The organism is Micromonospora sp. NPDC050784 (genome assembly GCF_044456765.1).
GTDB classification, from domain to species: Bacteria; Actinomycetota; Actinomycetes; order Mycobacteriales; family Micromonosporaceae; genus Micromonospora; species Micromonospora foliorum.
Genome location: NZ_JBITGG010000017.1, coordinates 33,492 through 55,214, shown reverse-complemented (window position 1 = coordinate 55,214; position 21,723 = coordinate 33,492). Strand labels below are relative to the sequence as shown.

General features: G+C 72.0%; 22 protein-coding genes. 14 read left to right on the top strand and 8 right to left on the bottom strand.

All coding sequences use genetic code 11. The features are described from left to right. Positions 1-3 precede the first annotated feature (3 nt). Positions 4-1,116 (bottom strand): FecCD family ABC transporter permease, encoded by a 1,113-nt coding sequence (locus ACIBD9_RS22615; protein WP_396720506.1) that lies wholly within the window; start codon positions 1,114-1,116, stop codon positions 4-6. Positions 1,117-1,189: 73 nt separating this feature from the next. On the opposite strand from ACIBD9_RS22615, the gene ACIBD9_RS22610 reads away from it, so the two are divergent. The 7 genes from ACIBD9_RS22610 to ACIBD9_RS22580 all read left to right on the top strand — a co-directional run bounded on the left by ACIBD9_RS22610 (position 1,190) and on the right by ACIBD9_RS22580 (position 9,032). Continuing rightward, entirely contained in the window at positions 1,190-2,221 is a 1,032-nt protein-coding gene (locus ACIBD9_RS22610; RefSeq protein WP_396720504.1) for an ABC transporter substrate-binding protein, read from the top strand. A 4-nt stretch (positions 2,222-2,225) separates the two neighbouring features. Then, the gene (locus tag ACIBD9_RS22605) at positions 2,226-3,086 is read left to right on the top strand and encodes a siderophore-interacting protein (protein WP_396720502.1); all 861 of its coding nucleotides are present in this window, start codon (positions 2,226-2,228) and stop codon (positions 3,084-3,086) included. 99 nt (positions 3,087-3,185) lie between these two features. After that, positions 3,186-4,724, top strand: a complete 1,539-nt coding sequence (locus ACIBD9_RS22600; RefSeq protein ID WP_396720500.1) for a pyridoxal phosphate-dependent decarboxylase family protein — start codon at positions 3,186-3,188, stop codon at positions 4,722-4,724. A 35-nt stretch (positions 4,725-4,759) separates the two neighbouring features. Continuing rightward, the gene (locus ACIBD9_RS22595) at positions 4,760-6,037 is read left to right on the top strand and encodes a lysine N(6)-hydroxylase/L-ornithine N(5)-oxygenase family protein (RefSeq protein WP_396720766.1); all 1,278 of its coding nucleotides are present in this window, start codon (positions 4,760-4,762) and stop codon (positions 6,035-6,037) included. Then, complete coding sequence (locus ACIBD9_RS22590; RefSeq protein ID WP_396720498.1) at positions 6,034-6,642, top strand: GNAT family N-acetyltransferase; 609 nt, start codon at positions 6,034-6,036, stop codon at positions 6,640-6,642. The genes ACIBD9_RS22595 and ACIBD9_RS22590 overlap by 4 nt, the downstream gene beginning before the upstream one ends. Further along, positions 6,639-8,483, top strand: a complete 1,845-nt coding sequence (locus tag ACIBD9_RS22585; protein WP_396720496.1) for an IucA/IucC family protein — start codon at positions 6,639-6,641, stop codon at positions 8,481-8,483. Before ACIBD9_RS22590 ends, ACIBD9_RS22585 begins: the two co-directional genes overlap by 4 nt. A 48-nt stretch (positions 8,484-8,531) precedes the next feature. Then, on the top strand, positions 8,532-9,032 hold the full coding sequence (locus ACIBD9_RS22580; RefSeq protein WP_396720494.1) for a DUF1772 domain-containing protein: 501 nt from the start codon (positions 8,532-8,534) through the stop codon (positions 9,030-9,032). A gap of 34 nt (positions 9,033-9,066) precedes the next feature. On the opposite strand, the gene ACIBD9_RS22575 is transcribed toward ACIBD9_RS22580, so the two are convergent. Beyond that, a complete protein-coding gene (locus ACIBD9_RS22575) occupies positions 9,067-9,540 on the bottom strand; it encodes a MarR family winged helix-turn-helix transcriptional regulator (RefSeq protein ID WP_396720492.1) in 474 nt (157 codons plus the stop codon). A gap of 138 nt (positions 9,541-9,678) precedes the next feature. Between ACIBD9_RS22575 and ACIBD9_RS22570 the strand changes: the two genes are divergently transcribed. Further along, positions 9,679-10,239 carry an NADPH-dependent FMN reductase gene (locus ACIBD9_RS22570; RefSeq protein ID WP_396720490.1) on the top strand — a complete coding sequence of 187 codons (561 nt, stop codon included), beginning with the start codon at positions 9,679-9,681 and terminating at the stop codon, positions 10,237-10,239. 93 nt (positions 10,240-10,332) lie between these two features. On the opposite strand, the gene ACIBD9_RS22565 is transcribed toward ACIBD9_RS22570, so the two are convergent. Next, on the bottom strand, positions 10,333-11,271 hold the full coding sequence (locus tag ACIBD9_RS22565; RefSeq protein WP_396720488.1) for an SDR family NAD(P)-dependent oxidoreductase: 939 nt from the start codon (positions 11,269-11,271) through the stop codon (positions 10,333-10,335). A 151-nt stretch (positions 11,272-11,422) separates the two neighbouring features. Here ACIBD9_RS22565 and ACIBD9_RS22560 point away from each other — a divergent pair, with 151 nt between their 5' ends. After that, positions 11,423-12,328: a LysR family transcriptional regulator gene (locus ACIBD9_RS22560; protein WP_396720486.1), complete on the top strand. Its 906-nt coding sequence runs from the start codon at positions 11,423-11,425 to the stop codon at positions 12,326-12,328. A gap of 16 nt (positions 12,329-12,344) precedes the next feature. On the opposite strand, the gene ACIBD9_RS22555 is transcribed toward ACIBD9_RS22560, so the two are convergent. Continuing rightward, entirely contained in the window at positions 12,345-13,265 is a 921-nt protein-coding gene (locus ACIBD9_RS22555; RefSeq protein WP_396720484.1) for an RNA polymerase sigma-70 factor, read from the bottom strand. Continuing rightward, the gene (locus tag ACIBD9_RS22550) at positions 13,262-14,464 is read right to left on the bottom strand and encodes an NAD(P)/FAD-dependent oxidoreductase (RefSeq protein ID WP_396720482.1); all 1,203 of its coding nucleotides are present in this window, start codon (positions 14,462-14,464) and stop codon (positions 13,262-13,264) included. Before ACIBD9_RS22550 ends, ACIBD9_RS22555 begins: the two co-directional genes overlap by 4 nt. A 125-nt stretch (positions 14,465-14,589) precedes the next feature. On the opposite strand from ACIBD9_RS22550, the gene ACIBD9_RS22545 reads away from it, so the two are divergent. After that, positions 14,590-15,861: an MFS transporter gene (locus ACIBD9_RS22545; protein WP_396720480.1), complete on the top strand. Its 1,272-nt coding sequence runs from the start codon at positions 14,590-14,592 to the stop codon at positions 15,859-15,861. 146 nt (positions 15,862-16,007) lie between these two features. On the opposite strand, the gene ACIBD9_RS22540 is transcribed toward ACIBD9_RS22545, so the two are convergent. Continuing rightward, positions 16,008-16,493, bottom strand: a complete 486-nt coding sequence (locus ACIBD9_RS22540; RefSeq protein WP_396720478.1) for a GNAT family N-acetyltransferase — start codon at positions 16,491-16,493, stop codon at positions 16,008-16,010. Between the two features lie 134 nt (positions 16,494-16,627). Here ACIBD9_RS22540 and ACIBD9_RS22535 point away from each other — a divergent pair, with 134 nt between their 5' ends. Beyond that, entirely contained in the window at positions 16,628-17,290 is a 663-nt protein-coding gene (locus ACIBD9_RS22535) for a fasciclin domain-containing protein (protein WP_396720476.1), read from the top strand. A 52-nt stretch (positions 17,291-17,342) separates the two neighbouring features. On the opposite strand, the gene ACIBD9_RS22530 is transcribed toward ACIBD9_RS22535, so the two are convergent. Continuing rightward, positions 17,343-18,362, bottom strand: coding sequence for a phosphotransferase family protein (locus ACIBD9_RS22530; RefSeq protein WP_396720474.1), 1,020 nt, complete (start codon positions 18,360-18,362; stop codon positions 17,343-17,345). Further along, entirely contained in the window at positions 18,359-19,432 is a 1,074-nt protein-coding gene (locus tag ACIBD9_RS22525) for a LacI family DNA-binding transcriptional regulator (protein ID WP_396720472.1), read from the bottom strand. Before ACIBD9_RS22525 ends, ACIBD9_RS22530 begins: the two co-directional genes overlap by 4 nt. 93 nt (positions 19,433-19,525) lie before the next feature. On the opposite strand from ACIBD9_RS22525, the gene ACIBD9_RS22520 reads away from it, so the two are divergent. The 3 genes from ACIBD9_RS22520 to ACIBD9_RS22510 all read left to right on the top strand — a co-directional run bounded on the left by ACIBD9_RS22520 (position 19,526) and on the right by ACIBD9_RS22510 (position 21,711). Beyond that, complete coding sequence (locus ACIBD9_RS22520) at positions 19,526-19,870, top strand: cupin domain-containing protein (RefSeq protein ID WP_387166172.1); 345 nt, start codon at positions 19,526-19,528, stop codon at positions 19,868-19,870. Further along, on the top strand, positions 19,863-20,579 hold the full coding sequence (locus ACIBD9_RS22515; RefSeq protein ID WP_396720470.1) for a cupin domain-containing protein: 717 nt from the start codon (positions 19,863-19,865) through the stop codon (positions 20,577-20,579). The genes ACIBD9_RS22520 and ACIBD9_RS22515 overlap by 8 nt, the downstream gene beginning before the upstream one ends. A 157-nt stretch (positions 20,580-20,736) precedes the next feature. Continuing rightward, positions 20,737-21,711, top strand: coding sequence for an ABC transporter permease (locus tag ACIBD9_RS22510; RefSeq protein ID WP_396720468.1), 975 nt, complete (start codon positions 20,737-20,739; stop codon positions 21,709-21,711). The last annotated feature ends 12 nt before the right edge of the window (positions 21,712-21,723 follow it).

Genomic DNA, 21,723 nt, shown 5'->3' with positions numbered 1-21,723 from the left:
CGCTCACGGTTGCGCCACCGGCCGGCGGGTGACCAGCCACAGGAAGAGCGGGCCGCCCAGCACGGCGGTCACCATGCCGACCTGGAGTTCCCCGGGCCGGCCCAGCACCCGGCCGAGCACGTCGGAGCCGAGCAGCAACGCGGGCGCGAGCACCGCGCAGTACGGCAGCAGCCAGCGCAGGTCCGGGCCGGTCAGGGCGCGGACCAGGTGCGGCACCAGCAGTCCGACGAAGACGATCGGACCGCACGCGGCGGTCGCCGCTCCGCAGAGCAGGGTGACCGCGACGATCACCGCGGCGCGGATCAGCGCGGGCCGAGCGCCGAGGGCTCGCGCCGCGTCATCGCCGAGCGCGAGCGCGTTCAGCGGACGGGCGGCGCCGAGCGCGACCACCAGCCCGACGAGGATGAACGGCAGCACCCGGGTGACGGTCGCGGTATCCGCGCTGGCCAGTGAGCCGACCGTCCAGAAACGCAGCCGCTCCAGTGAGGCGGTGTCCAGCAGCATCACCGCGCTGACGTACGAGTAGAGGGTGGCGTTGAGCGCCGCCCCAGCCAGCGCGAGTCGGGCCGGGGTGGCGCCGCGCCCGCCGCCGACGGCGTAGACGAGCGCGGTCACCGCCGCCGCGCCGAGCAGGGCGAACCAGACGTACCCGCCGACGGCGGTGACGCCCAGGGACGCGGCGGCGGTGGCGACGGCCGCGGACGCGCCGGCGTTGATGCCGAGCAGCCCGGGGTCGGCGAGCGGGTTGCGGGTGAGGGCCTGCATGACCGCGCCCGCCACCCCGAGGGCGGTGCCGACGAGCAGCCCGAGCAGGGTGCGGGGCAGGCGCATCCGGTGCACCACGGCGTACTCGGTTGCGTCGCGGTGCAGCAACCCGGACCAGACGTCGGCGAGCGGCATGGCCTTCGCGCCGACCGCGATGCTGAGCACCACGATCACCGCGAGCAGTGCCACGGCGATGACCAGGCCGGCGGCGCGGGCCGTCCGACGGCCCCGCCTGCTCGGGGGTGCGGCCGTACCCGTGGTCGGCACGGACGGTGCCGGTCGGGTGACGGTGGGTGTGGCGTCCAGTGTGGGCTCCGGGGTGGTGGCGACACGGCGAACCGCTGTTGACAATGACCGAGGTTAGGCTAACCTAACCCCGCTGCCCTGGTCGACCCCGGCCAACCCTTGATCGAAAGACAACACCATGCCCGATGCCCTGTCCGCCCGCCGCCTCTCCCGCCGTGGCCTGCTGGCCGCCGGTGGCGCTGCCACGCTGGCCACCCTGCTCGCCGCCTGCGGCAAGGACGACGCCGCGAAACCCGCTGCCGGCAACGGAAGTGGCCCCTGGTCGTTCACCGACGACCGCGGCACGAAGGTCGAAGCCGCAGCCCGTCCGACCCGCGTGGTGGCCTTCACCGGCGTGGCGGCGGCTCTGATCGATTTCGGTCTCGACAAGCAGCTCGTGGGCGTGTTCGGTGAGACCAAACGCGCCGACGGCACGGCCGACCCACAGGCCGGTGACCTGAACGTCGAGGGCGTCGAGATCCTCGGCAACGTCTGGGGCGAGTTCAGCCTGGAGAAGTACGCGGCGCTGCGCCCCGAACTGCTGGTCACCCACATGTACGACCCGGACGCGCTCTGGTACGTGCCGGACGAGAGCAAGGCCAAGATCCTCCCGCTGGCGCCCAGTGTGGCGATCACCACCGCCCGGGTGCCGATGACCAAGCCCATCGAGCGGTACGCGGCGCTGGCCGAGTCGCTCGGCGCGGACCTGTCCGCGAAGAAGGTCACCGACGGGAAGGCCCGCTTCGACGCCGCCGCCGAGGCGGTCCGCCAGGCGGTCAAGGCCAACCCCGGGATCAAGGTGATGGCCTGCTCCGGCAGCCCCGACCTCTTCTACGTCTCCAACCCGAAGGTCAGCACCGACCTGATGTACTTCGCCGAGTTGGGCGTCGACATCGTGGTCCCCACCAAGCTCGAAGCCGGCGACTACTTCGAGGCGCTGAGCTGGGAGAGCGCTGGCAAGTTCCCGGCCGACCTGATCCTGCTGGACAACCGCAGCACCGCCCTGCAGGCCAAGGACCTCACCGCCAAACCGACCTGGCAGCAACTGCCGGCGGTCAAGGCCAACCAGGTGAGCCCGTGGGACGCGGTACCCCGCTTCTCGTACGCCGGCTCCGCGCCGCTGCTGGAGAACCTCGCCACCGCCATCCGGAACGCGAAGAAGGTCAGCTGACGCCATGAGTACGAGCGCCACCGCACCGATCGCCTCGCAGTACCGCTTCTACGCCGCGCACGTCGTCCGGGCCCGCCGGGTCGGCGCCTCGCTGATCCGGGTCACCTTCGGTGGCGCGGAGCTGGCCGACTTCGCCGGGGGCGGCCGGGACCAGAGCGTCTCGCTGTTCCTGCCGCACCCCGGGCAGGACGCTCCGGTGGTCCCGGTCGAGCAGGGTGAGGACTGGTTCGGCGGCTGGCGGGCGCTGCCGGCGGACGTCCGCGCGGTGCTGCGCTCGTACACCATCCGGGAGCACCGCCCGGCCGACACCGAGGTCGACATCGACTTCGTCAGCCACGGCGACACCGGCCCCGCCTCCCGCTGGGCGGCCCTCGCCGGTCCCGGCGACCGGGTGCTGCTGCTCGGCCCGGCGGTGCCTGACAACCGCAGCGTCTGCTTCCGCCCGCCGGACGGCACGGACCTCGTGCTGCTCGCCGCCGACGAGACCGCGCTACCGGCCATCGAGGGCATCCTGGCCTGGCTGCCCGCCGGCACCCGGGTCCGCGCCTGGATCGAGGTGCCCGACGCCGCCGACATCACGGACCTGCCCACCGAGGCCGACGCCGAGATCAGGTGGATCGTGCGGGGCAGCACCCCGCCCGGTAGCGACCTGCTGGTCAGTTCCGTCCGCGCCGCACGGCTCCCCACCGGCGGCACCCCGTACGCCTGGATCGCCGGTGAGTCCGGCGTGGTGCGGGCGCTGCGCCGGCACCTCGTCGACGAGCGCGGCCTCGACCGTCGGAGGGTGACCTTCGCCGGCTACTGGCGACGCGGACTGTCCGAAGAGGACCTGCGTGCCGAGGCGCTGGCCGGCGCCACCGCCTGACTGACGACCCCCAATCGATCGGCAGCACTGCCCCGAGGCGCACCGCCGCGCCGGGGACGGTTCCGGCTGCCCCTCGTCGAGAACGTGGAAGGACATTCCGTGACCGTGCCGACGTACCCCGTCGAGACCACCACGCCGCCAGCGTCGTCAACCGCCGCGCGGGCCCAACTGCTGCATGGCGGCTCGGTCGAGCAGTACCGCCGCACGATCGCCGATGGCGTCGACCGGGTCGCCCGGCGGGTGGCCACGGTGGACCGTCCGGGCACCGGAGTCACGCCGGCCGAGCTGGCCCCCCTGGTCGACCGGGTCGACCTGGACCGTCCGCTGGGCGACGCCGGCGCCGCTCTGGACGAGCTGGAGAACGTCTACCTGCGCGACGCCGTCTGGTTCCACCACCCCCGCTACCTCGCCCACCTCAACTGCCCGGTGGCCATCCCGGCGCTGCTCGGTGAGGCGGTGCTCACCGCCGTGAACTCCTCACTGGACACCTGGGACCAGAGCGCCGGCGCCACCCTCATCGAGCGGCGGCTGATCGACTGGACGGCTGAGCGGATCGGCCTCGGCCCGCACGCGGACGGCATCTTCACCAGCGGCGGCAGCCAGTCCAACCTCCAGGCGCTGCTGCTGGCCCGGGAGGAGGCGTGCGCCGACGCCATCGGACCGGCGGCGCGCGCGGAGCTGCTGCCCCGGCTGCGGGTGATCACCTCCGCCGCCGGTCACTTCAGCGTGCAGAAGTCGGCCAAGCTGCTCGGCCTCGCCCCGGACGCGGTGATCGCGGTGGCCACCGACACCCGCCGACGGATCAGCGCGGCCGCCGTCCGCGAGGAGATCGTGCGGTGCCGCCAGGCCGGACTCGTGGTGATGGCCGTCGTCGGCACCGCCGGCACCACCGACTTCGGCTCGATCGACCCGCTCACCGAACTGGCCGGGATCTGCGCGGCAGCCGGCGTCTGGCTGCACGTGGACGCCGCGTACGGCTGTGGTCTGCTCGTCTCGCCGACGCGCCGGCACCTGCTCGACGGCATCGAGCGGGCCGACTCGGTCACCGTCGACTTCCACAAGTCGTTCTTCCAGCCGGTCAGCTCCAGCGCGCTGCTGGTCCGCGACCGGCGGACGCTGCGGCACGTCACCTACCACGCCGACTACCTCAACCCGGCCCGGATGGTGGAGCAACGCATCCCCAACCAGGTCGACAAGAGTTTGCAGACCACCCGCCGCTTCGACGCGTTGAAGCTCTGGCTCACCCTGCGGGTGATGGGCCCGGACGCGCTCGGCGGGCTCTTCGACGAGGTCGTCGACCGGGCCGCCGACGCCTGGCAGCTGGTCAGCGCGGACCCGCGCTTCGAGGTGGTGACCCGCTCGGAGCTGAGCACTGTGGTGTTCCGCTACCTGCCCACCGGCCCCGGCCGGGAGCTGGCCGACGCCGCCAACCTGCACGCCCGGGAGGCCCTCGCGGCGTCCGGTCTCGCCGTGGTCGCCGGAACCCGGGTGGACGGCCGGCACTTCCTGAAGTTCACCCTGCTCAACCCGGAAACCACAGTCGACGACGTCGGGTACGTACTCGACCTGATCGCCACCCACGCCGGCCGGTACGTGCACGACCACGTCGACGCCGACCTGACCTGCCCCGTCGGCTGACGCCGGTGACCACGAACCCGCGCCTGGAGACCCCGATGTCCACCCACGACTTCATCGCCATCGGGTTGGGCCCGTACAACCTGGGCCTGGCCTGCCTCACCGCGCCGATCGACGACCTCGACGGGGTGTTCCTGGAGGCCCGGCCGAGTCTCGCCTGGCACCCCGGCATGCTGCTGGAGTCGGCCCGGTTGCAGACCCCGTTCATCGCCGACCTGGTCAGCCTCGCCGACCCCACATCACCCTTCTCCTTCCTCAACTACCTCAAGGAGATCGGCCGGCTCTACCCGTTCTACATCCGGGAGAGCTTCTACCCGCTACGCAGCGAGTACGACGCGTACTGCCGGTGGGCGGCGGCGAAACTGTCGAACCTGCGCTTCGGCCAAACCGTGACCACTGTGGAGTACGACTCCGCCGACGAGCGGTACGTGGTGCGGGCCAGCACCGGCACGGGGGAGACCGTGGAATACCGGGCCCGGCACCTGGTGCTCGGCACCGGCACCCCGCCGCACCTGCCCCCGGCCGTCGCCGATCTGCCCGGCGACGCCGTGCACAACTCGCGCTACCTGGAGCACCGAACGGCGCTGCGCACCAAGCGCAGCATCACCGTGGTGGGCAGCGGGCAGAGCGCCGCCGAGATCTACCACGACCTGCTCGGCGACATCGACCGGTACGGCTACCAGCTCAACTGGGTGACCCGGTCGCCACGGTTCTTCCCGCTCGAATACACCAAGCTGACGCTGGAGATGACCTCACCGGACTACGTGGACTACTTCCACGCGCTGCCCGAGGCGACCCGCTACCGGCTGGAGTCCGAGCAGAAGGGCCTGTTCAAGGGGATCAACGCCGACCTGATCAACGACATCTTCGACCTGCTCTACGCGCACAGCGTGGACGGGCCGGTGAACACCCGCCTGCTCACCAACACCGAGCTGGTCAGCGCCGACCACCAGGACGGGCAGTACACGCTGGGGTTGCGTCAGGTGGAGCAGGAGCGCGACTTCGCCCTGCGTACCGAGGGGTTGGTGCTGGCCACCGGCTACCACTACCGGGTGCCGGAGTTCCTGGCGCCGGTGTCGGACCGGATCCGCTGGGACGCGCACGGCCGCTTCGACGTGGCCCGCAACTACAGCATCGACCACAGCGGGCGGGGCATCTTCCTGCAGAACGCGGGCACCCACACGCACAGCATCACCTCACCCGACCTCGGCATGGGCGCCTACCGCAACTCCTGGATCATCCGTGAGCTGCTCGGTCGGGAGCACTACCCGATCGAGAAGAGCATCACCTTCCAGGAGTTCGGGGTGTCGTCGTGACCGCCGTCTTCACCCACGTCGACGAGGGTCTCGGCGGGTTCGCGCTGCGGCCGCTCGACCCGGACGCCGACGCGGCGCTGCTGCACACCTGGGTGACCCACCCGAAGGCGGCGTTCTGGATGATGCAGGACGCCGACCTGGCCCAGGTCACCGAGGAGTACCGGCGGATCGCCGAGCACCCGCACCACGACGCGTACCTCGGGCTGTGGCGGGGAAGTCCCGCCTTCCTCGCGGAGCGCTACGACCCGGCCCACGTCGAGCTGGTCGGCCTGTACGACCACCAGCCCGGTGACGTGGGCATGCACTTCCTCTGCGCGCCGGTCGACGCGCCCGTGCACGGCTTCACCCGGGCGGTCATCGGCACCGTCATGGCGTGGCTCTTCGACGACCCCACGACCCGACGGGTGGTTGTCGAACCGGACGTGCGCAACACCGCCGTGCACGCGCTGAACGCCGCCGTCGGCTTCACCGTCGTCGGCCCGATCGCCAAGCCCGAGAAGGACGCACTGCTCAGCGTCTGCACCCGAGCCCAGTTCCAGGCCGCCGCCGACCGCGCTGCCGCCGACCGCGCCGCCGCCACTCGAATCGAAGGAGCCCCGGCGTGACCACCGCCGTCACCACCCACCCGCCCGTCGCCACCGCGCACAACGCTTCCGGCGACCCGGCCGGGCACCTCACCCCGCAGCGCTGGGCCCGGGCCAACCGGCTGCTGGTCCGCAAGGCGCTCGCCGAGTTCACCCACGAGCGGCTGCTCAGCCCGGAGGCCGTGGCCGGCCCCGACGACCGGCAGTGGTACGAGGTCCGCAGCGACGACGGCACGGTCACCTACCGGTTCGTGGCGCGGGTGTTCGCCCTGGCGCACTGGCAGATCGACGCGGACAGCATCACCCGACACCGCGGCGGCGCGTCCCTGGCACCGGACGCGGTGGACCTCATCGTCGAACTGCGCGACACCCTCGGGCTCTCCGCACGGGTGCTCCCGGTCTACCTGGAGGAGATCACCTCGACGCTGGCGGGTACGGCGTACAAGCTGGCCCAGGCCGCGCCGAGCGCCGCCGAGCTGGCCGAGGCGGACTTCCAGACCATCGAGACCTCGATGACCGAGGGCCACCCCTGCTTCGTGGCGAACAACGGCCGGCTCGGCTTCGGTGTCGACGAGTACCACCGGTACGCCCCGGAGGCCGCCGCACCGGTGCGGCTGGAGTGGCTGGCCGCGCACCGGGACCACTCGACGTTCAGCAGCGCCGCCGACCTCGACTACGACAGGCTCATCGAGAGCGAGCTGGACGCCGAGACCCGGGCCCGGTTCGCGGCCACGATGGCCGGTCTCGGGCTGGACCTCGCCGACTACCACCTGATCCCGGCGCACCCGTGGCAGTGGTGGAACAAGCTGGCGGTCACCTTCGCCGGGGAGCTGGCCGAGCGCCGGCTGGTACACCTCGGCCCCGGGCCGGACGTGTACCTCGCCCAGCAGTCCATCCGCACCTTCTTCAACGTCAGCGAGCCGGGTCGGCACTACGTCAAGACCGCGCTGTCGGTGCTGAACATGGGCTTCATGCGGGGGCTGTCGGCCGCGTACATGGCGGCCACCCCGGCGATCAACGACTGGCTGGCCGACCTGATCGCCGCCGACGAGGTGTTGGCCGGCACCGGCCTGACCGTCATCCGGGAACGGGCCGCGGTGGGTTACCGGCACCGGCAGTACGAGGCGGCGACCGAGCGCACCTCCCCGTACCGGAAGATGTTGGCCGCCCTGTGGCGGGAGAGCCCGGTGCCCAGCCTGGCCCCGGGAGAGCGACTGTCCACCATGGCCGCGCTGTTGCACGTCGACGACGAGGGCGGCTCGCTGGCGGCGGCGCTTATCGCCCGGTCCGGCCTGGCGCCCGAGGTGTGGCTGCGCCGCTACCTGGACGCCTACCTGACCCCGCTGCTGCACAGCTTCTACGCCCACGACCTGGCCTTCATGCCGCACGGCGAGAACGTCATCCTGGTCCTCGACGAGCAGGACACGGTCCAGCGGGTGATCTTCAAGGACATCGCCGAGGAGATCGCGGTGATGAGCGACAAGGTCGAGCTGCCGGCGGCGGTGGAGCGGATCCGCGTCGAGGTGCCCGACGACACCAAGCTGCTGAGCATCTTCACCGACGTGGTGGACTGCTTCCTGCGGCACCTCAACGCGGTCCTGGTCGAGGTCGGTGTGCTCGCCGAGGACGATTTCTGGCGTACGGTCGCGGCCTGCGCCACCGACTACTTCGACCGGGTGCCGCACCTGGCCGAGCGGGTCCGTCACTACGACCTCTTCGCCCCGGAGTTCACGCTGTCCTGCCTCAACCGGCTGCAGTTGCGCGACAACCAGCAGATGATCGACCTGGCTGACCCGTCGGCGGCTCTCCAGTTCGTCGGCACCCTCACGAACCCGCTCGCCGCCCACGCTCCGGCCCGGTGACCGCTATCGCCTTTGATCAGCGCGCACGCCAACGGGTGCAATAGGCGGATGGAAGTTCTGAGGACCGCCAGCCTGTTCGCCGCCACCCTGACCACCGGCCTGACCGCCGGGCTGTTCGCCGCCTTCGCGTACGCGGTCATGCCGGGCCTGGCCCGCACCGACGACCGGACGTTGGTGCTCGCCATGCGGCGGATCAACGAGTCGATCCTCAACGGGTGGTTCGCGGTGTGCTTCGGGGGCGCGCTGCTGTTCACGCTGCTGGCGGGGGCGCTGCACCTGGGGGCCGGGCGTCGGGCGGTGCTGCCGTGGATCGTCGCCGGGCTGCTGCTGTACCTGGTGGTGCTCGGTGTCACCGCCGTGGTCAACGTGCCGCTCAACAATGTGCTGGCCCGCGCCGGCGACGTGGACGGTGCCACCGACCTCGCGGCCCTGCGGTCGCGCTTCGAGGTCACCTGGGTACGCGGCAATGTGGTCCGTGCCGTCGCGTCGACCGGCGCCTTCGGGCTGCTGGCGTGGGCACTGGTGGCCGAGGGCCGGCTGTCCGGCTGAGCCGGGCGGGGCGACCGACCGGGCCGGCGCCGGCTCAGTCGGTCGTCTCCGCCGTTCCGGCCCGCTGGAACGCTTGGGCCAGTTGGGCGAGGTCGAAGCCCTCGAAGTGCTGGAGGAACCGGCGGCGTACGGCAGCCAAATGACTGGGCCAGGACTCCTGCAGGCGGGCGAAGCCCGCGTCGGTGAGGACGGCGTTCCAGCCGCGCGCGTCCTCATCGCACCGTTCCCGCCGGACCAGGCCCTGCGTCTCCAGCCGGATGACGGTGCGGGTCATGCCGCTGAGGGAGAGGTAGCAGAGCGCTGCGAGCTCGTTCATGCGCATCCGCCGCTCCGGTGCCTCGGAGAGGTTCATCAGCGCGGTGTACTCGGTGAGCGGTAGCTGACGGTCACCGACCATGTCGGCGTCTATCGCGCGGGGCAGGACGTGCATGACCTGGCCCAGGGCGCGGACCAGGGATTCCTCATCACGGGTGAGCGGTTGCGGAGTTGCTGAGGACGGGTTGGACATCCTCATATCATACTTGTTTGACTGAGCAAATGCTTGCCCCCCGTGTGACCACGCCCACGGAGCAGATATTTGCTTGACCAATCAAGCAGCGGTTAGCGTTCCGGTCGTCAGGCAAGGACCCTCTGAAAGGCGCCACACATGACCAGGATCGGGATCATCCTCGGCAGCACCCGCCCGGGGCGTAACGGCGAGGCCGTCGCCCGCTGGGTGCTCGAGATCGCCAAGCAGCGCTCCGACGCGGAGTACGAGCTGATCGACCTGCTCGACTACCAGCTGCCGCACCTCGACGAGGCGTACCCGCCCTCGATGGGCCAGTACACCCAGCCGCACACCAAGCGGTGGGCCGAGACGATCGCGTCGTTCGACGGGTTCATCATGGTTACCCCCGAGTACAACCACTCGACCTCGGGCGCCCTGAAGAACGCGATCGACTTCCTCTACGCCGAGTGGAACAACAAGGCCGTCGGCTTCGTCAGCTACGGCTCGGTCGGCGGGACGCGCGCCGTGGAGCACCTGCGTCTGATCTCCGGTGAGCTGCAGATGGCCGACGTGCGCTCGCAGGTCGCGCTCTCGCTCTTCACCGACTTCGAGAACTTCAGCGTCTTCAAGCCCAACCAGTTCCACCAGGACTCGCTGACCGCCACGCTCGACCAGGTGGTCTCCTGGAGCACCGCGCTCGCTCCGCTGCGTAAGGGCTGAGCGTTTCGCGCCTTCCGGAAACGGCCGCGGGGGATCCCGCGGCCGTTTCCGGGCGTTCGGGTCCATTCCCGTCCGGCGGGGGAGACCCTGCGGTCAGGCGGCCCGGGTACCGGCGAGCAGGTCCAGCGAGAGCTGCCACAGTCGCGCCGCCGCCGAGGGGTCGATCGCGTGGTCGGCGACGCCGCGCAGCGGGTCCGCCGGGTCGTGGCGCACCGCTTGCTCGCAGTCCTCGAAGTACCGGCCGCCGATGCCCTCCAGCTGCGGCCACGCGGCGAGCAGCACCGAGGTCGCGGCCCCCTGCTGCGGGGCCTTGAAGTCGAACGCCGGAAGCTGCGCGTAGTCCTCCTCGGTGAGGTGCCGTCCCAGGTTGGTGGCGACCGCACCCGGGTTGGCCACGTTGACGGTGATGCCGTCGCCCGCCCAGCGCCGGTTCGCCTCGACCGCGAACAGCGCGGTGGCGGTCTTCGACTCCCCGTAGGCGAGGAGACGGTCATAGGGGCGTTCCCGGAAGTTGACGTCCTCGAAGACCATCGGGGCCGAAACGTGGGCGATGGAACTCAGCGACACCACGCGGGCCCGACCGGCCGCCGCGAGTGCCCGGTGCAGCCCGTTGGCGAGTGCGAAGTGGCCGAGGTGGTTGGTGGCCAACTGCAACTCCCACCCCTCCGCGGTGCGCATCTCCGGGGTTGCCGACACACCCGCGTTGTTGACCAGGATGTGCAGGGGACCGTCCCAGTCGGCCACGAACGCGGCGACCGACCGCTGGTCGGACAGGTCCAACGGCCTGACCCGGAGCAGCCGGTTCGCGGCCCCGGCACCGATCTCCCGCGCGGTCCGTTCTCCGGCCCGCACGTCCCGTACCGCCAGGGTCACCTCGGCACCCGCCATGGCGAGCGCCCGGGCGGTTTCCACACCGATGCCCGAGGAGGCGCCGGTGACGATGGCGTGCCGCCCGGTCAGGTCGACACCGGCCACGACGTCGGCGGCGGTGGACCGGGCGTTGAACGGCGTGGTGACGCGTGTTTCCGACATGATCGACTTCCTTCGGTGGTGTCCGCACGTGGCCGTGCCAGCTCGCCGTACCGGCGTACGGTGTGCCGGCACCGCCCTTCGCACCGATCGTGCGCGGAGGTCTGCGCGGACGGCCAACACACGCTTCCTGGCGTGGCTACAGTCTGTTCCTGTGGCCACGCCTGAGCTGCGACAACTGCGTTACTTCCTGGTCCTCGCGGAGGAGCTGAGCTTCACCCGGGCCGCCGCCCGCCTGACGATCGCCCAGCAGTCGCTGTCGCAGCAGATCACCGCCCTGGAACGCGTCCTCGGGGTGAAGCTGTTCGAGCGCGACAGCCGCGGCACCACCCTCACCGACATCGGCGCCCTGTTCGTGCCCGAGGCACGCGCCGTGACCGACCGCGCCGACCAGGCCGTCGCCGTCGTGGGACGGGCCCTGCGCGGCGAGGTCGGCACCCTCCGGCTCGCCTTCCTGACCACCGTCGCCAACCATCTCCTGCCCCCGGTGGTCCGGGCGGTCCGCCACCACCTCCCCGACCTGCACCTGACCACCGAGACCACAAGCATCGCCCCCCTGGTGCAGGGCGTCCTCGGCGGGCAGTTCGACGTCGGTTTCACCCGGACCCCGCTCGTTGCCGGCCTGGAGTCCAGGCGACTGACCACCGAACCGGTCTGCGCGGTGCTCCCCGAGGGCCACCCGCTCGCCGAGCGCGCCCAGCTGACGCTCGCCGACCTGGCGGACGAACCGTGGGTCATGACGCCGCGCAGCTCCTGGGAACCCTGGCACCGCGCCTACGAGGACCAGTTCCGGGAAGCGGGCTTCGTCCCGACCGTCGTTCAGGAGGAGGCCGGCGTGCAGAGCCTCCTCGGCCTGGTCGCCGCCGGACTCGGCGTCACCCGGCTCGCCTGCTCGGCGGCCAGCCTTCGCCGCACCGGCGTGGTGTTCGTCCCGCTGGCCGGCGCCTACGCGTACACCGAGATGGTGTGGTTGGCGGGCAACACCGCACCCGCGCTGCACCGCTTCCTGGACGTGGTCACGGAGCTCGCGGCGACGACCGACCTCACCAGCACCGGCTGACGGTGAGCCGGACGGCTCAGCGCGTCGCGAGGCGGTGGACGGTGCCGTCGGCGACGACGCGGAGCTTGTCGGGGTTGGCGACGGTGTGGATGGTGGTGATGCGACCGTCGGCGTCGATGTCGAAGGAGACGGTGGCGACCACCCGACCCGCACCGCTGAACACGAGACCCGGCCCCCCGTTGATCTCGACCAGGGCGGCGTGCATGTCGTGCGGCTCGACGCCCTGGTAGGTGACGGTGCCGATGGCCGCGAACCACGCGGCGACCGTGCCCGCGCCCCGGATGGGACGCAGGGCCTGGCGGACCTTTCCGCCACCGTCGGTCCACAGTGTGACGTCCGGGGACAGCAGCTCCAGCAGGGTGTTGATGTCGCCACCGGTCGAGGCGGCGAGGAATCGCTCGGTGACCCCGCGCTGCTGCGACCGGTCCGCGGTGAAGCGTGGTCGCTGACCGCGAACGTGCTCGCGAGCACGGTGGGCGGTCTGGCGGACCGCGGCCTCGGAGCGTTCCACCGCCGCCGCGATCTCCGCATGGCTGAAGTCGAAGACCTCCCGCAGGACGAACACGGCCCGCTCGAGCGGGCTGAGCGTCTCCAGCACCACAAGCATCGCCATCGACACCGACTCGGCGTCGGTGGCGGCGGCGTCGGCGGCGTCCCCGCCGGTCAGGATGGGCTCGGGCAACCACGGCCCCACGTAGGTCTCGCGGTGGTGCCGGGCCGAGCGCAGCCGCTGCAACGCGAGGTTCGACACGATGCGGGCGAGGTACGCCTTGGGGTCGGCGACCTGGGAGCGGTCCGCCGCGGACCAACTGATCCAGGCGTCCTGCACCGCGTCCTCGGCATCGGCCGCGCTGCCGAGGATCCGGTAGGCCACCGAGAACAGCAGGTTGCGATGCCTGTGGAACACCTGCTCGTCGGCGTCCGGCGGGTGCGTCACCGCGCGTCCCGCAGGCGGGTGAAGCGGCCGCCGCGCGGCCAGAACGCGCCGGAGGAGGGCAGCCGCGACATACGGCGGTAGGTCGACCAGGGTGAGGCACTCACGGTTTCCTTGTACCAGACCGCCATCCGCCCGGTCAGACACCCACGGCGAGGGGTGTCGTCGGGGCGGGTGAACTGCACGACCGCATCGTTTCGACCCAGGCTCACCGGCGTGTGGTAGTAACCGAACCGGAATGGTCTGGGCTGCCTGCCCCGCAGCGTGCGGGCGATCGACACCGCGGCGTGCACGCCGGTCGGCATGCCGGACTGGCAGGTGCCGTGCAGCATCCCGTAGCCCTGCCGGATCGCGGCCGCGTCGCCGATCGCGTACACCTCGGGGTGCGACACCGACCGCAACGCGAGATCGGTGACGACCCGACCGCGTTCGTCGACGGTCAGCCCGGCGGCGGCCGCCAGCGGCGCCACCCGCGTACCACCGGTCCAGAGGACGACGTCAGCCGCCAGGGTCTCCGCACCGGCCAATTCGACCCCGTCGGGCCGGACCCGCGTGACCGCCGCTCCGGTGACCACCTGGACGCCGAGGCGGGTCAGCGCGGCCCGCAGGTACGCCCGGGCCTTCGGGTTCATGCTCGCCCCCGGGTCCTGCTGGCCCACCAGCGTGACGCCGACCTCCGGGTGTCGTTCCGCGATCTCCGCAGCCGCCTCGACCCCGGTCAACCCGCTGCCGACGATGACGACCCTGCCGGTGCCGAGCCGGGCCAGCCGGTCCGCCAGGGTTGTCGCGCCGCTCGGCCTGTCCAGGGCGTACGCGTGCTCCTCGACGCCCGGGACCGCCGCCGTGTCGGTCACGCTGCCCAACGCGTAGACCAGGGTGTCGTAGCGCAGCACCCGGCTGTCGTCGACGCGGACGGTCTTCGCCTGGGCGTCCACCGCCGTCACCCAGCCGCGCACGAACTGTGCACCGGTCCCCGCCAGCAGGTGGGGGATGTTCAGCTCGGCGAGCCGCTGCCCGGTGGCCGTCATGTGCAGCCGGAGGCGCTCGGTGAACCGTTCCTGCGCGTTGACCACTGTCACCTGGACGTCGGCCCGCCTGGTGCGTGCCGCGAGCTGGGTCGCCGCGGCCATACCCGCGTAGCCCGCGCCGAGGATCAGGACGCGGTGCGTGCCCGCCGGGACCTGTCGATGCGATGTGCTCATTGTTTCGCCTCTCTGATCGAACTGACGACCACGAGATGCCTGCCGCTCGTCGGTTCGTGACATCGCAGCGGTGTGACGCCCGCCACGGCCAGCGTCCGACGGGCGCGTTCACTACCCTTGGCGCGATGAGTCGATCTGCCACCGCTGGTAGGGCTCCGCTCTGGCGGGACCGCACCTTCGGGACGTACTGGGTCGCGCAGTCGCTCTCGGCGGCCGGCGACTCGTTCGCCTACCTGGCGGTGCCGCTGCTGGTGCTCCAGGCGACCGGGTCGGTGGCGCAGATGGGCCTGCTCACCGCCGTCGCGGGCGCGGCGTCCGTCGTCGCCGGGATCTTCGGCGGGGTGCTGGTCGACAGGTACGACCGCCGCACCCTGATGATCGTGGCGGATCTGAGCCGACTGGTGCTCTACGCCCTGGTGCCATTGGCGTGGTTCGCCGGCCCGCAGGTCTGGCTGCTCTTCGTCGTGCTGCCGATCTGCGAGGCGGCCGGCATGTTGTTCCAGGTCGCCGCGGTGACCGCGGTCCGCAACCTCGTCGACTCCGACCGGATAACCGAGGCCAACGGTCGGTTGCAGGCCACGTACGCGGCTGCGGCCGTCCTCGGGCCGCTGCTCGCCGGCGTGGTGGCGGCCCGCTTCGGCCCGGCGACCGCCGTCGCCGTCAACGCGGCGAGCTTCGCGCTCTCGGCGGCCGGCCTGTGGCTGATCCGACTGCGCCCGGTGCAGGTGGACGAGGGGGTGGCCCGGCAGCGCCCGCTGGCCGAGTTCCTGGCCGGGGCGCGGTTCCTGTGGCGACAGCCCGTGCTGCGCGCGCTGACCGTCCTGTTGTCGGTCTTCATCTTCCTCACCTACGGCTTCGTCGACGTGCTGATCTACCACGTCACGCACGACCTCGACGGCTCCGAGGGCACCGTCGGCACGGTGCTCGGCCTGGCGGCGCTGGGCACGGTCGCCGGCGCGCTGCTGGTGGCTCCGCTGCGTCGCCGTCGCGGCTTCGGTGCCACCTGGATCGGCGCGCACGCGATCTGCGGCTTCGCGGTGGCGGGGGTGGGCATCGCCACCACCGTGCCGGCGGTCACCGCGCTGACCGCGGTGTACCTGTGTTGTCTCAGCGTCGGCGGGATCTGTTCGATGTCCCTGCGCCAGGAGATCACCCCCGATCACCTGCTGGGCCGGGTCACGTCGGCGTTCTGGAGCACGCACTACGCCCTCGGCCCGGCCGGCGCTGTCGTGCTGACCTGGGCCGCCGGCCGGTACGGCGCTCCGGCCGTCACGCTGGCGGCGGGCGCGGGGTGCCTGCTGGTCGCGGTCGGAGCCCTCTTCACCCCGATCCGCCGTGCCGGCACGGAGCCGGCCGCCGGGCAGCCCGGCCTGCGCCCGGCCCCGGCCGGCGGCTGAGCCCTCCTGGTCGATCATGGACTTGTGGTGGGCACGTTGGGAAGCCTTGTCCCTTTTGCGCAGCACCACAAGTCCATGATCGACGCGGACGGGCGGACGGGCGGGCGGGCGCGGGCGTCGGCGCGGGCGGGGGCGGAGCGGCGCGGTCAGAACTCCTGGTACATCACGTGCAGGCCGACCCGGCCGAGGGTGGGGTGGCGGAACGCGCCCGGCACGGTGCCGACCACCTCGAAGCCCTCCCGCCGGTACAACCGCACCGCCGAGCTGTTGCTCTCCACCACGGCGTTGAACTGCATGCCGGCGTACCCCTGTTGGCGGCCCCAGGTCAGGGCGTCGCGGCACAGCGCGGTGCCCACGCCCCGGCCCCGCGCGTCGATGGCGACCATGAAACTCGCGGTGGACACGTGCGCGCCCGGCCCGGGCCGGTTGGTGCCCATCTTCGCGGTGCCGAGCACCCGCTCGCCATCGACCGCCACGACGGTCCGCCCCGGCGCCGCCTCGACCCACATGCCGTACGACCGTTCGGCGGTCATCGCCGGGTCATAGGGGAACGTCTCCTGTGCCCGGATCACCTCCTCGACGATCGGCCACACCTGCGACCAGTCCCGGTCGACGAACTCCCGAATCAGCACCGGGGGAGGTTAGGCCCCGGCAGGAGCCCCGGACAATCCGTTATCCGCGGGTGCATCCGAGCGGTGTACCCGGTGCGAAGTATGGGTCGTGACGAGACGTCACGGATCCGGTCGCTTCGACGAAAGGCTCGCTGATGAACTTCGCACGAATCGCCGCCCGGATGGCGGTGGGCGCCGTGGCCACCGCGCTGGCCACCACCGCGGTCGCCGTACCGGCCGCTCAGGCCACCAGCAAGCCCACGCCGCTCGGCACGACGTCCCTCGCCCAGGTGCTCACCCGGGACAGCAGCGGCTTAGACCGCAACTCGCGCGACTTCGACGTGCTGACGGCGGCCGTGCTGGCCGTGCTGGAAGCCAAGCCGAACTCTCCGGTCAAGGTGCTGACCGACGGCACCGTGGCGCTGACCGCGTTCATCCCCACCGACGCCGCCTTCCAGCAGTTGGTCCGCGAGATCACGCAGGCCCGGAAGCTGCCGAGTGAGAGCGCCGCCTTCACCGCCGTGGCCGGGCTGGGCATCGACACCGTCGAGTCGGTGCTGCTCTACCACGTGGTCCCGGGCGCCACCATCGATCGCAGGACGGCGGTCCGGGCCGACGGCACGGACCTGACCACCGCGCTCGGCTCGTCCGTCGAGGTCGACGTGCGCACCTACCTGTACTTCTTCCGGCAGGTGCGACTGGTCGACGCCGACACCGACGACCGTGACGCGCGGGTCGTCTCCTACGACGTCAACAAGGGCAACCGGCAGATCGCGCACGCCGTGGATCGGGTGCTGCGCCCGATCGACCTGCCCTGACCGGGTGCGGGTGGCGTTCGACCACACGGCGGACGCCACCCGCGCCAGGCCGTCAAGCCGAGGTGAGCGCCGCCAGTTCCTCGTCGAGCAGGGCCGCCAGCCGGGCGTGCCGCCCGGGATGGCTGCGCGCGGTCATCCCGCGACTGGGCATCTCCACAGTCATCAGCAGGTACAGGTGCAACCGGTAGAGACCGAGCCGGCGGCGCGCCGAAGCGTCCAGCACCAGCGGTTGGGGTGCGGCGGCCCGGTAGCCGCGCAGCAGGGGGTGCTCCGGCTCGTCCTCGACGCGTCGGAAGAGCAGCGGCGAGACCAGGTCCAGCAGCGGGTCGCCGTAGAGGAACCGCTCGCCGTCCACCAGGCCGTGCAGCCGCAGCCGGCCGTCCCGGTCGGGCGCGGCCAGCACGTTGCCGTCCCAGCAGTCGAAGTGCAACAGCGACGGGCGGCGTACCTCATCGAGCACGTCGGCGTGCCGGTCCACCAGTGCGTGCAGGCGGGCCGGGGTCACCGGTAGTCGGACGTCCCAGTCGGCCGCGTCAGCCAGGAGCGCGTCGAGCATCGCCGTGAACGCCGCCCGCCAGGTCGGCCCGCAGGCCCGGTCGCCGTCGTACCCGAACCGTTCGCCGGTGACCCGGTGCAACGCGGCGAGGGCCACCCCCAGGTCGTGGCGCGCCGGGCCGTCGTCGACCACGACATCGGTCTTGGCCAGGTCGGACAGCGACCGTCCGGGCAGCATCGCGGTGACCAACCACTCGCCGTACGCCGGGTCGGCGCCCCGGAAGAGCACCGGGGGGACGGGCACCTGCGGCGCCCGCTGCGCGACGAGCCGGAAGTACCGCTCCTCGGCGGCGCAGAGCCCGTGCTCGTAGCGCAGCAGGGGCGTTCCGGCCGGCGGGGCCAGCTTCAGCACCACCCGACGGTCGTCGTCGAGCAGCGCCCACCAGACCGTCGCGTACCCGCCGCCGGCCAACGGACCGGCGTCCCGGACCCGGGCCTGTGGCCCGAACGACGCACCGATCAGATACGCCATGTCGGCGGGCGTGAGGGTCCGCTGGGTCGGGCTGGCACCGGTCACGACGTGGTGTCACCTCGCCGTGCCCGTGGCGCGGAACCCGCGGTGGCGGGGATCGACGGTGGGACGGGCCCGGCGGTGTCGCGGCGGACCAGCTCGGCGGGGAGCACCTCGACCCGGGGCGCCGGGGCCCCGACGCCGAGCACCAGGGACATCGCCCGCACTCCCATGTCGACCAGAGGCAGTCGCACCGTGGTCAACGCCGGGGTCACGTCCCGGGCGATCGGCATGTCGTCGAAACCCAGCACCGAGATCTGCTGTGGCACCGCCAGCCCACGCGTGCGTAGGGTGGCCAGCGCGCCGATGGCCATCGAGTCGTTGAGCGCCACGATGGCGGTCAGCTCGGGGTCGGCGTCGAGCAGTCGGGCGGTGGCCTCGGCGCCACCGTCGCGGTCGAACTCCGCGTACCGGATGCGCCGATCGGGCAGCTCGCGGCCCTGCTCGGTGAGGGCCTGCCGGAGGCCGGCCAACCGGTCGGTCGTGGTGGTGAGGATGCGCGGGCCGGCGACCACACCGATCGCCCGGTGCCCCAGACCGCACAGCTCCCGCCCGGCGAGGTAGCCGCCGGCCCGGTTGTCCGGCATCACCGCGTCGCCGGAGTGCTCGTGCCGGCCGATCACCGCCACCCGCCCACCGGTGGCCTCGTACGCGGCGAGCTTCTCGTTGAGCTGCCGGGTGAACGCCTCGTCGTGGTAGCCCGAGCCGGCCAGGATCAGCGCCGCCACCTGGTGACCGCGCAGCAGCTCCACGTACTCCAACTCGCGGTCCGGGTCCCGGTAGCTGTTGCAGATCATCAGCAGCCGGCCCTGGTCGGTGGCGACCCGTTGCAGCCCCCGGGTGATCTCGGCGAAGTACGGGTCGGAGACGTCGTGCACGATCACCCCGACCGCGCTGCGGTGCGAGCGGGCCAACAGTTGGGCGTGCGCGTTGGGCACGTACTGCAACTCGGCGACGGCGGCGAGCACCCGCTCGCGCAGCTCGTCGGTGACCGGTTTGCTGCTGCCGTTGATGACGCGGGAGGCGGTGGCGGGTGAGACGCCCGCCCGGCGGGCCACATCGGACAGGGTCGCCATGGCCCGCCCCCTCGATCTGTTGACGGCGTTTCGTCGTGCCGGCTAGCGTCACCGTACCGCAGAGAAAGCCCTTTCCCGCAGGGAGGCCCGGCCATGTCCGATCGCTTCGCGGTACTTCAACTCGACGACCTTCCCGCCCGAAGCTGCTCGTGCGGGACCACCCGCCGGGGTTTCATCGCCGAGAGCGAGGGCCAGGCCAGCGTGCATCTGCTCCAGGTGCAGGACGCGGTGACCCACCACCACCGGATCGCCACCGAGTACTACGTCGTGCTCGCCGGTGAGGGCGAGATCGAGCTGGACGGCGTACGTCACCCCGCCCGGCCGATGTCCGCGTTCCTGATCAAGCCGGGCTGCCGGCACCGGGCCATCGGCGACCTCACCGTGCTGCTGGTGTCCCTGCCGGCCGCGGACGACACCGACGAGTACTTCGATGCCTGATCGGCCCGCGCCGCTGCCCGGCGGGATCGGGGTGTCCCGGCTGCGCGTCTACGACACCGTGGCCTCGGACGGCCTGGTCGGCGGCACCCCGCACGTGCACCTGTGCTGCACCGAGGGGTACGTGGTGACCGACGGCGAGGGCGCGGTGCAGACCCTGACCACGGCCGGTTTCCGGGAGACGCCGCTGCGGCCGGGGGTGGTGGTCTGGTTCGAGCCGGGCACCGTGCACCGCCTGGTCAACGGAGGTGGGCTGACCATTGTGGTGCTCATGCAGAACAGCGGCCTGCCCGAGGCCGGCGACGCCGTGCTGACCTTCCCACCCGAGGTGCTGGCCGACCCGGCCGCGTACGCCGCGGCGGCGGCGTTGCCCGACGGGGGAGCGCCGGGCGCGGACGTGCGCGCCGCGTACCGTCGGCGGGAGCTGGCGGTGACCGGCTTCCAGGCGCTGCGAGCCGGCGGACCGGCGGCGTTGGCCGCGTTCCACGCCGCCGCGATCGCGCTGCGCCAGCCGCTGCTGGCGCGGTGGCGGCAGCGGTGGGAGGCCGGCGCGGGCCGCGCCGCCGCCGACACCGCCGGGCAGCTCGACGCCCTCAAGCGGGGGGACCCCGGGCACCTGGCCGACGCCGGGGTGTACGCGGTGAACGAGCCGGTCGATCGGGGCCGGTTGGGCATGTGCGGCCTCCTCGACACCTACCCGACGGGCGGCTGACCGTCCCTTCGGGACAGCTGTCAGGCATCGGCGGAAACAGATCGAGGAAAGGCCTTGCCCGGCATGAGGGTGCCGCCTACGCTCCAGGAAAGCGTTTGCCTGATCCGCCGACCGGCCCGGTCCACGTGTGCCGTTCCGGGCCCTGAGGAGGTTCCGCGTGACCGAGAACTCTTTGGACACGGCGGGCCGGCAGGCCGCCGCCGACCAGGCGGGCGGTGAGCGGGCAGCCGCTTCCCCGCCCGGCGGCGCCGGTGCGCCGGACGGCCTCGACGGTCCGGCTCCGTCCAGGGTGGTGGCACCGCCACCCGACCGTGCCGGCCGTCCACCACGTCCGACGCTCGGTCGCCGGGCGACGGCCTTCGCCGATTCGCTCTGGCGCCCGGCGCTGGTGCTGGCGGTCTTCTTCGCCGCCTGGTGGTTCGTGGCGGCCCGGGAGTACGTCCCGAACTACCTGGTGCCCACCCCCGGCCAGGTCTGGGAGACGATGACCACCCAGTGGTCCGAGCTGGCCCGGCACACAGTGGTCACCCTCTACGAGACGGTGCTCGGCTTCGTGCTGGCCGCCGCGTTGGGTCTGGTCACCGCGGTCGCCATCGCCTACTCCCGCACCCTGGACAAGGCGCTCTACCCGATCGTCCTGTTCGCGCAGGTCATCCCGAAGATCGCCATCGCGCCGCTGCTGGTGGTCTGGTTCGGCCTCGGCCTCACCCCGAAGATCATCCTGGCGGTGCTCATCGCGTTCTTCCCGGTGGTCATCTCCGGGGTGGCCGGGCTGCGCTCCACCGACCCGGAGCTGCTCGACCTCGCCGCCACGATGGGCGCCGGACCATGGCGCACCTTCCGCAAGATTCGCTTCCCGAACGCGTTGCCGCACCTGATGGCCGGCCTGAAGGTGGCCGTCACCCTCGCCGTGGTCGGTGCCGTGGTCGGCGAGTTCGTCGGCGCCAGCGAAGGGCTCGGCTACGTCCTGTTGCTGGCCAACGGCAACCTCGACGCCCCGCTGCTGTTCGCCGACCTGATCCTGATGTCCGCCATCGGCATCGTCCTGTTCGTCCTGGTCGAGATCGCCGAGGCACTGCTCATTCCGTGGCACGCCAGCCGCCGGGCCGGCGTGTCCCTCACCACCTCCTGACCGACCCCATCA

Bases quoted from the DNA above. Each gene is read 5' to 3' on its own strand.
- ACIBD9_RS22610 (WP_396720504.1), top strand. From the start codon at position 1,190: ATGCCCGATGCCCTGTCCGCCCGCCGCCTCTCCCGCCGTGGCCTGCTG.
- ACIBD9_RS22605 (WP_396720502.1), top strand. From the start codon at position 2,226: ATGAGTACGAGCGCCACCGCACCGATCGCCTCGCAGTACCGCTTCTAC.
- ACIBD9_RS22595 (WP_396720766.1), top strand. From the start codon at position 4,760: ATGTCCACCCACGACTTCATCGCCATCGGGTTGGGCCCGTACAACCTG.
- ACIBD9_RS22580 (WP_396720494.1), top strand. From the start codon at position 8,532: ATGGAAGTTCTGAGGACCGCCAGCCTGTTCGCCGCCACCCTGACCACC.
- ACIBD9_RS22575 (WP_396720492.1), bottom strand. From the start codon at position 9,540: ATGTCCAACCCGTCCTCAGCAACTCCGCAACCGCTCACCCGTGATGAG.
- ACIBD9_RS22570 (WP_396720490.1), top strand. From the start codon at position 9,679: ATGACCAGGATCGGGATCATCCTCGGCAGCACCCGCCCGGGGCGTAAC.
- ACIBD9_RS22565 (WP_396720488.1), bottom strand. From the start codon at position 11,271: ATGTCGGAAACACGCGTCACCACGCCGTTCAACGCCCGGTCCACCGCC.
- ACIBD9_RS22550 (WP_396720482.1), bottom strand. From the start codon at position 14,464: ATGAGCACATCGCATCGACAGGTCCCGGCGGGCACGCACCGCGTCCTG.
- ACIBD9_RS22545 (WP_396720480.1), top strand. From the start codon at position 14,590: ATGAGTCGATCTGCCACCGCTGGTAGGGCTCCGCTCTGGCGGGACCGC.
- ACIBD9_RS22535 (WP_396720476.1), top strand. From the start codon at position 16,628: ATGAACTTCGCACGAATCGCCGCCCGGATGGCGGTGGGCGCCGTGGCC.
- ACIBD9_RS22525 (WP_396720472.1), bottom strand. From the start codon at position 19,432: ATGGCGACCCTGTCCGATGTGGCCCGCCGGGCGGGCGTCTCACCCGCC.
- ACIBD9_RS22520 (WP_387166172.1), top strand. From the start codon at position 19,526: ATGTCCGATCGCTTCGCGGTACTTCAACTCGACGACCTTCCCGCCCGA.
- ACIBD9_RS22515 (WP_396720470.1), top strand. From the start codon at position 19,863: ATGCCTGATCGGCCCGCGCCGCTGCCCGGCGGGATCGGGGTGTCCCGG.